Annotated in this window: 7 protein-coding genes; 6 read left to right on the forward strand and 1 reads right to left on the reverse strand. The window is 69.0% G+C overall.

What is annotated here, in order from left to right; translation table 11 throughout:
* Nucleotides 1-955: S41 family peptidase (locus VMJ70_14035; GenBank protein HTO92245.1), on the forward strand; the 955-nt coding region annotated here is incomplete at its 5' end.
* A 23-nt stretch (nt 956-978) separates the two neighbouring features.
* Nucleotides 979-2,478, forward strand: a complete 1,500-nt coding sequence (locus tag VMJ70_14040) for a hypothetical protein (protein ID HTO92246.1) — start codon at nt 979-981, stop codon at nt 2,476-2,478.
* A gap of 319 nt (nt 2,479-2,797) precedes the next feature.
* On the opposite strand, the gene VMJ70_14045 is transcribed toward VMJ70_14040, so the two are convergent.
* Complete coding sequence (locus VMJ70_14045) at nt 2,798-6,190, reverse strand: FG-GAP-like repeat-containing protein (protein ID HTO92247.1); 3,393 nt, start codon at nt 6,188-6,190, stop codon at nt 2,798-2,800.
* A gap of 136 nt (nt 6,191-6,326) precedes the next feature.
* Between VMJ70_14045 and VMJ70_14050 the strand changes: the two genes are divergently transcribed.
* The 4 genes from VMJ70_14050 to VMJ70_14065 all read left to right on the forward strand — a co-directional run.
* Nucleotides 6,327-6,554 carry a helix-turn-helix transcriptional regulator gene (locus VMJ70_14050; GenBank protein HTO92248.1) on the forward strand — a complete coding sequence of 76 codons (228 nt, stop codon included), beginning with the start codon at nt 6,327-6,329 and terminating at the stop codon, nt 6,552-6,554.
* Entirely contained in the window at nt 6,551-6,766 is a 216-nt protein-coding gene (locus tag VMJ70_14055; protein ID HTO92249.1) for a hypothetical protein, read from the forward strand. Before VMJ70_14050 ends, VMJ70_14055 begins: the two co-directional genes overlap by 4 nt.
* A 12-nt stretch (nt 6,767-6,778) precedes the next feature.
* The gene (locus tag VMJ70_14060) at nt 6,779-6,979 is read left to right on the forward strand and encodes a hypothetical protein (protein HTO92250.1); all 201 of its coding nucleotides are present in this window, start codon (nt 6,779-6,781) and stop codon (nt 6,977-6,979) included.
* A gap of 499 nt (nt 6,980-7,478) precedes the next feature.
* Nucleotides 7,479-8,120 (forward strand): hypothetical protein (locus VMJ70_14065; protein ID HTO92251.1); only part of this gene is annotated, 642 nt, incomplete at its 3' end.

Below are 8,120 nucleotides of genomic sequence, written 5' to 3' on the forward strand. Positions count from 1 at the left end.
GAACGCCTCGCACACCGGCTGCCGCTACCGGCCGACGCGTACCGACGGCGACAACACCGCCGCGCTCGGCTTCTTCCCGGATCCGAAGCACGCCGGACCGGGGGTCGGCATCCTCGAGGTCCTCGACGGCGGGCCGCTGCAAAAGGCGGGAACGAAGATCAAGGCCGGAACCGTGATCACCGCGATCGACGGCACCACCATCGCGGCGGGCGACAACTGGTACCGGCTGCTGAATCGCAAGGCCGACACGCCGGTCCGCCTGTCGCTGCTCGATCCCCGAAGCCACACGCGCTGGGACGAAACCGTGAAGCCGATCTCGTGGGGGGCGCAATCGCAGCTGCTCTACCTGCGCTGGATGCGCGGCAATCACGAGGAGGTCGCGAAACTCTCGGGCGGCCGGCTCGGGTACGCCCACATCCGCGGCATGAGCGACGGCCCCTATCGCGAGATCTTCCAGGAAATCTTCGGCAAGGACACCGAGAAAGAAGCTATCATTCTCGACACGCGCTTCAACGGTGGCGGCAATCTCGACGAAGCGCTTACGGTGTTCCTGAGCGGTCGCGTGTTCATGCGCAACGTGCCGCGCGGGCAATACCTGGGCGACGAGCCGGAGATGCGCTGGAACAAGCCCTCGATCGTGGTGATGAACGAAGGCAATTACTCCGACGCTCACTGTTTCCCGATGGCGTATACCGAGCTCGGCATCGGCGAGACCGTCGGCATGCCGGTGCCCGGCACCTGCAGCTCGGTGTGGTGGGAGCGGCTCCAGAACCGCGACCTGGTGTTCGGCATTCCCGAGGTCGCGATCTACGACATCGCCGGCGACATCATGGAGAACAAGCAGCTTGACCCCAACTACGAGGTCATCCCGGATCCCGCGCTCGAAGCCGCCGGGCGCGACCAGCAGCTCGAGAAGGCGGTCGACGTGATGCTGTCGAAGCTGCCGAAGAAGTGAACGGCGTCCGCCGGAGACCCCAGATGCTTCCACGCTTCGCCGCGGCTTGGATTCGGTTCCCGGACCGGATCGCCATGCTCTCGTTCGCCGCGCTGTTCGTCGGCCTCGGCTCCGCGCGCCCCCTGCACGCCGACGTCGCCTGGACGCTTCAGACCGCTGACGCGGCGTACGGCGCCGGCTGGACCACCTCGCTGCGGCTCAATTCCGCGGGGCTCCCGTGCGTCGCCGAATGGGCCGCCGGCACCGGAATCCGCTACGCCACCTTCGATGGCTCGAACTGGAGCGGCGAGACCGTGGGGTTTCCGCCCGCAGCCGACGTGGGCGTGTTCGACCGGCGGGATCACGGCGCCCGGCGGGGACCGTTGCCCGCCAGCATCCAGTTGCTGATCACTTCCGCCACGGCGCTCGCGCTCGATTCGTCCGACACTCCCTGGATCGTTTCCGCCACCACCGACGAGCTGAATCTCTACCCGCCTCCCAGGCCCGTTCAGGTGGCTCATCGAGTGGGAACGACGTGGTCGACGGAGAGTCTCGAGCCGGGCGTGGGCTACCCGGCGGCGGCGTTCGATGGTCTCGGACGGCTCCACGTGTGCTTCGATGGCGGACTTCCCAGCTCTCACGTTCTGCGGTACGCCGTGCGCGACGCCGGGGTCTGGTCGTACGACACGGTGGACGTGCACGGAGCGGGACCTTCGCTTGGCGTCGACGCCCAGGGCGTGCCGCACGTCGCCTACTGGGACGGCTCGCGCGGAGCGCTGGTGGTCGCGGTGCGCTCCGGGCCCGGCGCCTGGGACACCACCACCGTTCCCGTTCCCTCCGCGGTCGGGGGTTACGCGCTGGCGCTCGGACCGGGCGGGGGCGAGTGCCTGTCGGTCACCAGCAGCCCACTGGCGCCCGCCGATCAAAAGGCGCTTCGCTACTTCGAGCGCCAGCCCGACGGGAGCTGGCGGGTGGAAGTGGCCGACAGCTCCACCTCCGACAAGGGAGGATCGAGCATCGCCGTCGACGTGCTCGGCGATCCCGTCATCGCCTACAATGATCAGGACGGCCTCGATCTCAAAGTCGCCATCCGCAAGCATGGCGTCTGGACCAGCGGAATCGTGGACGCGTTCGGCAACACCGGTTACTACGCATCGCTCGCGGTGGACGCGTCCTCGCGCCCGGTGGTGACCTACCAGAGGGCGGCGGGTTCGGGGATCATGCTCGCCGCGTTCGGCTCCGCGGTGGCGGGCGTGGAACGGGGCGCTAATCCGTCCGCGTTCGCGTTGATCGATGTGAATCCGAATCCGGTGCGCGCGGGCCGGCCGATCTCGTTCTCGCTCGATCTGCCCCGAGCGGCCCGGGTCTCTCTCGAGGCGTTCGATGTTTCAGGCCGCCGGGTCGCGTTCGAGCCGCCGCGGTCGTTGAGCGCGGGCCGCGCCTCGGTGAAGTGGGATCCGGCATTGCCCGGCCCGGGCCTGTATTTCCTTCGCGTCTCCGCGGAGGGTCGGGAAGCGCGCGCCAAAGCCGCCGTGGTGCGCTGAAGCCGAGTCTCCCGCTCCACTCGCCTCATCGAGACGTCGCGCGCTACGATCGCGTCAAGTCCAGGAAGGACCACGCGTCATCGCGCGCGCCTCTCGCTCGCCCGCCCGTTCGAAGGAGTACCCGCCCATGCGCAGGACGGCGCTGCTTGCGATCGTCGCGACGTTCCTCCTCGCCCCTCGGGTGCAGGCCGAGACCTCGGTCAGTCCCGAGGATGCCTACGCGATCGGTGTCGAAGCGTACGTCTAACTCTATCCGCTCGTCACCATGGACGTCACCCGGAGGGTAGGAACCAAGGTGCCGGCCGGCATTTCGGCGCGCTCACCGGACTCGCACCACGCGCCGCGCCGCGTGCTCTCCGCCGGCCGTCGCCTCGACGAAGTAGAGGCCCGGCGCGCACGCGACGCCGGCGTCGTCGGCGCCGTTCCAGAGCAGCGTGTGCCGCCCCGCGGTCATGTCGCCGTGGGCGAGCGTGCGGATGGTGCGGCCCTCGACGTCGCGCACCACCACCTGCGCGGCGGTGGCGCTCGGCAGCGCGAGCTCGAAGCGCACGTTGCCGCGCGCGGGATTGGGCCACGCCGCCGACAGCTCGAGGATCGCGGAGGTCGCCGCCGCGGCGCTCACCTCGGTGGTGCCGGGCGCGGTGCGCAGGTCCCACTGCGCGCGGCCGTTCGACTGCGGCGTGAACCAGGCGCCGTAGCGGAACCACGGCGAGTGTGACAGCACGCGCGCCTTCCACGCGTACGGCGTTCCCGCCGCGAGCCCGGTGACGGTCTTCGACACCAGCGCCGCGCCTTCGAGCGGATCGCCCGGCGCGCCCATGGGCTGCCATGGCGTGCGACCCTGCTGCGCGCCGCCGCCGCCCTGCGCCGCGACCCGCCAGTCGAGCGCCACGCGCTCGCGGCCCGCAGGACTCGCGGCCTCCGACGCGATGCCGAACATCGAAGGGCTGCGGCTGCGCCCATAGAGGCCGACCGCCACCACTGGCGGCCCCGGCTGCATGGCGCGCGTCGGCCGGCCGCGGCCGGTGCCGGTCCCGCCGCCGTAGGGCTTGCGCCAGTTGCCCTGGAAGAGCTGGAAACCGCCCTCGTCGACGATCGAAGAGAGGCGGCGCGGTTCGCCGGAGACCACGTCGGGGAAGCCGTCGCCGTTCAGGTCGCCGCCGCCCGCGACCGAAGCGCCGAGGTTGTCGTAGTTGCCCGTGCCCTCGAACGTCGCGTAGGGCGTGCTGCTCGCGCCGGGGCCGCCGAGGTAGACGTAGACGTGGCCGCAGTCGGGGCCGCCGGGGCCGTCGCCGAACACCTCGCCGACCACGAGATCGCTGTAGCCGTCGCCGTTCACGTCGCCCGCGGGCGCCACCGCGGCGGCGAAGGCGCCGTTCGCCGAGGGGCCGGTCGCCGAAAAACCAGGCCCGGCGCTGACTCCCGAAGGCCCGCCCTTGTAGAGGAAGACCTTCCCGGTCCCATTCGCGCCATACGCGCCGATCGCGACGTCGCCGTAGCCGTCGCCGTCGAAATCGCCGATGCCGGCGACGGCGTTGCCGAAGAACCAGCTCGCGCCGCTGCCTACCAGCTCCGCCTGCGGCGTAGTCGCGAGTCCACCGGGGCCGCCGAGGAAGACGTGCGCTCGGCCCTGGTCGGTCGCCGTGCTGTCCCACGATCCCGCGCCGGTGATCACGTCGGAGTAGCCGTCCCCGTTCACGTCGCCGGCGCTCGCCACGCACACGCCTTCGTGCGCGTTGTCCTGCGTCTCGGCGAAGAACCACGACGGAGCGCCGAGCCCGCTGCGGCTGCCGTAGCAGAGGCTCGAGCGGCCCGCGCCGGGATGCGGCGTGAAGCCGGGTGGCGTGAGCGTCGTGGTGTTCGGCGAGCCGACGACGACGTCGGCGAAGCCGTCGCCGTTCACGTCGCCGGCGAACGCGACGCTCGAGCCGAACTGCTCGCCGATCGTCGGGCCCTGGACGATCTGATCGGGCACGCTGCTCGCGGTGCTCCAGTCGGCGCGCCCGTACCACACGTAGACCTGGTCGTCGTGGTTCACGCCCACGACGATGTCGCCCAGGCCGTCGCCGTTGATGTCCTGACCCATCGCCACCGAGACCCCGGCGCCCGCGTCGCCGAGCTGGCCGACACCACTCCATACCGGCGTGCTCGCGAGCCCGGCCTCGCCGCCGAGGTAGAGCTCGACGCGGCCGTTGTCGGTCAGCCCGTTGCTGTCGAAGAGCGGCTCGCCGACCAGCACGTCGTCGAAGCCGTCGCCATTCGCGTCGCCGATTGCCACCGACCAGCCCGCGACGCCGCTGCCCTGTCCGCCGAAGCGTTCGGCCGACAGCAACGGCGGGTCGGCGTGACCGTAGTAGAGCAGGATCTCGCCGGCGTGCGCGCCGAAGTCGGAGCTCGCGGGAAGTCCCACGAGGATGTCGCCGAAGCCGTCGCCGTTCACGTCGCCGGCGGCGCAAGCACTGAATTCGCCGAGATCGGAGACCGACGGCAGGTAGATCGCCTGAACCGGCTGCGCGACGCCGCCGCGGCGGCCGAAGATCAGATCGAGCTCCAGAGTGCCGAGGCTGAAGCTCATCACGAGCGCGTCGGCGACGCCGTCGCCGTTCACGTCGCCGGCGGTGAAGCTGACGATGCCCAGATAGCTTCCGGGGCCGCCGACAGTGGCGTAGGCCGCGCCGGCGCCGCCACCCAGCTCGATGACGTCGACTCCCAGATCCGCATCCCCGCCATAGCTGTAGTAGGGATCGGTCTCGAAGAAGTCGGCGTAACCGTCGGCGTTCACGTCGCCGGCAGGATTCAGAAAGAGGGAGCCCGTTCCCGAGATCATCAGTCCGTCGAGCGGCCCCAGGTGCGATCCGTAGAAGACCTCTCCGGGGCTCGAAGCCGATCCGATCTGCTCCGCCATCGAGCCGATGCCGAAGTCGGCGAAGCCATCGCCGTTCACGTCGCCGAGCCCGGCCGCCGAAATTCCGACGCGCTCGAAGGCGTAGGTTCCCGAGGTGCTCCACGCCGGCGTGGAGGAAAGGCCCGCCCCCGATCCGTAGTAGAGCCATGCGCTGCCCACCATCGCGCCGGCCCCCGGATCGCCGACAATCAGGTCGTCGTAGCCGTCGCCGTTAACGTCGCCGGCGGTGCACACCGACCAGCCGAACCCGGAGTCGCCGCTCAGCGTGACGTTGGGCGACGAGCCGAGCCCGGTCGCGCTTCCGTACCAGACGGTAACGCTGCCCGTGCCGGTGCCCGTCGTGTCGGCGGCGCCGAAGACCACGTCGTCGTAGCCGTCGCCGTTCACATCGCCGGCCGGCGCCACGTGCACGGCTGCGGTGAACGTGTTGAGGATCCACCCCGGCGGCGAGACCGGCCCGTTCGCCGACCCGTAATAGATCGCGGCAGCGTACGTGCCCCACGGGCTCGCCGTCCCGGTGCTCACGGCGAAGTCGGCGTAACCGTCTCCGTTCACGTCGCCGACCGCCGCCACCGAGTAGCCCCACCCGTACCAGCCCGGCGTGTTGGGGTAGAGCATGACGGGGGCGGACAGGGATTGGATCTCTCCAGGCCGCGCGGCCGCCGGCCGGGAGGTCGCGACGCGGCTCCGCTGCGCGAGCGCGGAGGCGCCCACACGGGACACCAGGTCGAATGGCGCGGCCAGTCCGGCCGCGGGGATCCCGAGGGTGACGAGGAGCAGCAGGGCGAGACGGCGGAGCGCGGGCATGGGAGGCCTCCGGACGAGGGGTGGGACTCTCCCGTACATAACTCGCGAAGTGTCGCCGCGTCAGAGGCCGCGCGCGGCGCGCAGGCCTCGGCTGTGGCTCCTGTGACAAGCATGCTTGACACAGCCGCGCGGTACGATGCAAAGTCTGCTTGTCATGGGGACGGTGCGAAACCGGGTGCGCGAGCTGCGTCTCGAACGGGGCTGGACGCAGCAGGAACTCGCCAACGCTGCCGGCGTATCACGCCAGAGCATCAACTCGATCGAGTGTGACCGCTACGTGCCGAGCCTCGAGCTTGCCCTGGTCTTCGCGCGTGTCTTCGATCGCTCGACGGACTCGATCTTCGAACTGGAGAAGAAGCGATGAATCTCTTCGGCGGCAAGGCGGACGAACGCATTCTCGCGCACCGGCTGCGGGCCACGAGCGCCGCCAGTCTCGCCGGCATTCTCGTGACCATGGGGCTGTTCATCTACCACGACTGGGTTCAACACGTCTGGAACTGGGAGCTGCTGGCGATCGGCATCACCATGGTGGCGGTGAAGCAGGGCCTGATGCTCTGGCTCCGCTTCCACAACTGAGGAGGAACGACCATGTGGGTTCGACATGTTTCGAGGAGCTTCTGGCTGCGTGCCGGGATGTCGTCGCTGATTCTGGGGATGCTCTCGCTGCGCTTCGCGGCCCGAATACCCGGCATCTCCGCCAATCAAGCCGACGCCGTTTCGGGTTTCTTCTATGGAGTCGCGATCGCAAGCCTGCTGGCGGGCCTGCGCGCGAAGCGCGCGGCCGAGTGATGCCGGTGCGCCGATGGCGGCGCGACAGGGAAGCCCGCGCCGCTCGTGGGCATGCCGCCGGCGCTCGCCGGCGAAGGCGCTCCCGCCGCAAGCGGAACTTGTCTCGTGACCCGGCCCGGCGGCCGGGTTCCGCACCGAATCGGTGTCCCGTGGGCATGCGCACACCTCCGCGGATTTCGGGCGAGCCCGGCGCGTGGCCGAGGCGCCAATCGTGCGCGGGAAGGATTCGGCGAACGCGACCCCTTGCCGCCGAATTGGCTATGAACTCCGACTTCGCTAGATTTCGGAGGAGTCCCGGCGAGCGCCGGTGGCGCCAGCCTCGTGGTTCCCGGGACTCCTCGGTCCAAGGAACCGCAGTGTTGAACGATCGCGCGTAGGGAGTGATTGTCTGGTCAAGCCCCGTAGACGGTTTTCCATCGCCCGTTTCGCAGTTCTCGTCGCAATCCAGCTCGCCCTTCTCGCGTTCGCCCTGAAAGCACTCTTCCCGAAACTATGGGCGATGAACGTGGGCGCGGGATTCTGGGCTTTCAGTCTGACCTTTCTCGGGATGCACCTCTTCCTTGCGTTCTTCGAGTGGTTCTTCCATCGCTATGTTCTTCATGGCGTGACCGTCTGGTGGTTGCGACGATTCGCGATGGGACACCGGCATCATCACAGCCTGACACCCATTCGTCTCCGGCCGGTGGGACCCGGCTCGGACCGAGTCGTCCTGAATGAGTATCCGATTACGCGCGAAGAGCAGTATCCCGACTCGGATTTTCCGATCTATGCCCTGGTCGCCTTCTGGGGGCTGTTCACCCCGCTCCTCGCCGGCCTTCAGCTCCTCCTGCCAAGGCTGCCGATCTTGCTTGCAGGCTACGCGGCGATTGCCTGGTCGCTGACTCTGTACGAAATTCTTCACGCGATCGATCATTGGCCGTACGAGTGGTGGAAGAACGCCACTGAGCATCCGAGGTTCGGAGCCTTCTGGCGTCGCCTGTACGGCTTCCATCTCATGCACCATGCCAACATCGGCTGCAACGAAGCGATTTCAGGGTTCTTCGGCTTGCCGGTCCCCGACTGGTGCTTTGGCACCTATCACCAGCCGAAAGCGCTCTTGCTCGATGGCCGAATGGCGACGGCGAATGATTTCGCGATCCGG

Source organism: Candidatus Sulfotelmatobacter sp., from assembly GCA_035498555.1.
Classification (GTDB): domain Bacteria; phylum Eisenbacteria; class RBG-16-71-46; order RBG-16-71-46; family RBG-16-71-46; genus DATKAB01.

Coding starts and splice junctions, on each gene's coding strand:
- VMJ70_14040 (HTO92246.1), top strand. CDS start 979: ATGCTTCCACGCTTCGCCGCGGCTTGGATTCGGTTCCCGGACCGGATC.
- VMJ70_14045 (HTO92247.1), bottom strand. CDS start 6,190: ATGCCCGCGCTCCGCCGTCTCGCCCTGCTGCTCCTCGTCACCCTCGGG.
- VMJ70_14050 (HTO92248.1), top strand. CDS start 6,327: ATGCAAAGTCTGCTTGTCATGGGGACGGTGCGAAACCGGGTGCGCGAG.
- VMJ70_14055 (HTO92249.1), top strand. CDS start 6,551: ATGAATCTCTTCGGCGGCAAGGCGGACGAACGCATTCTCGCGCACCGG.
- VMJ70_14060 (HTO92250.1), top strand. CDS start 6,779: ATGTGGGTTCGACATGTTTCGAGGAGCTTCTGGCTGCGTGCCGGGATG.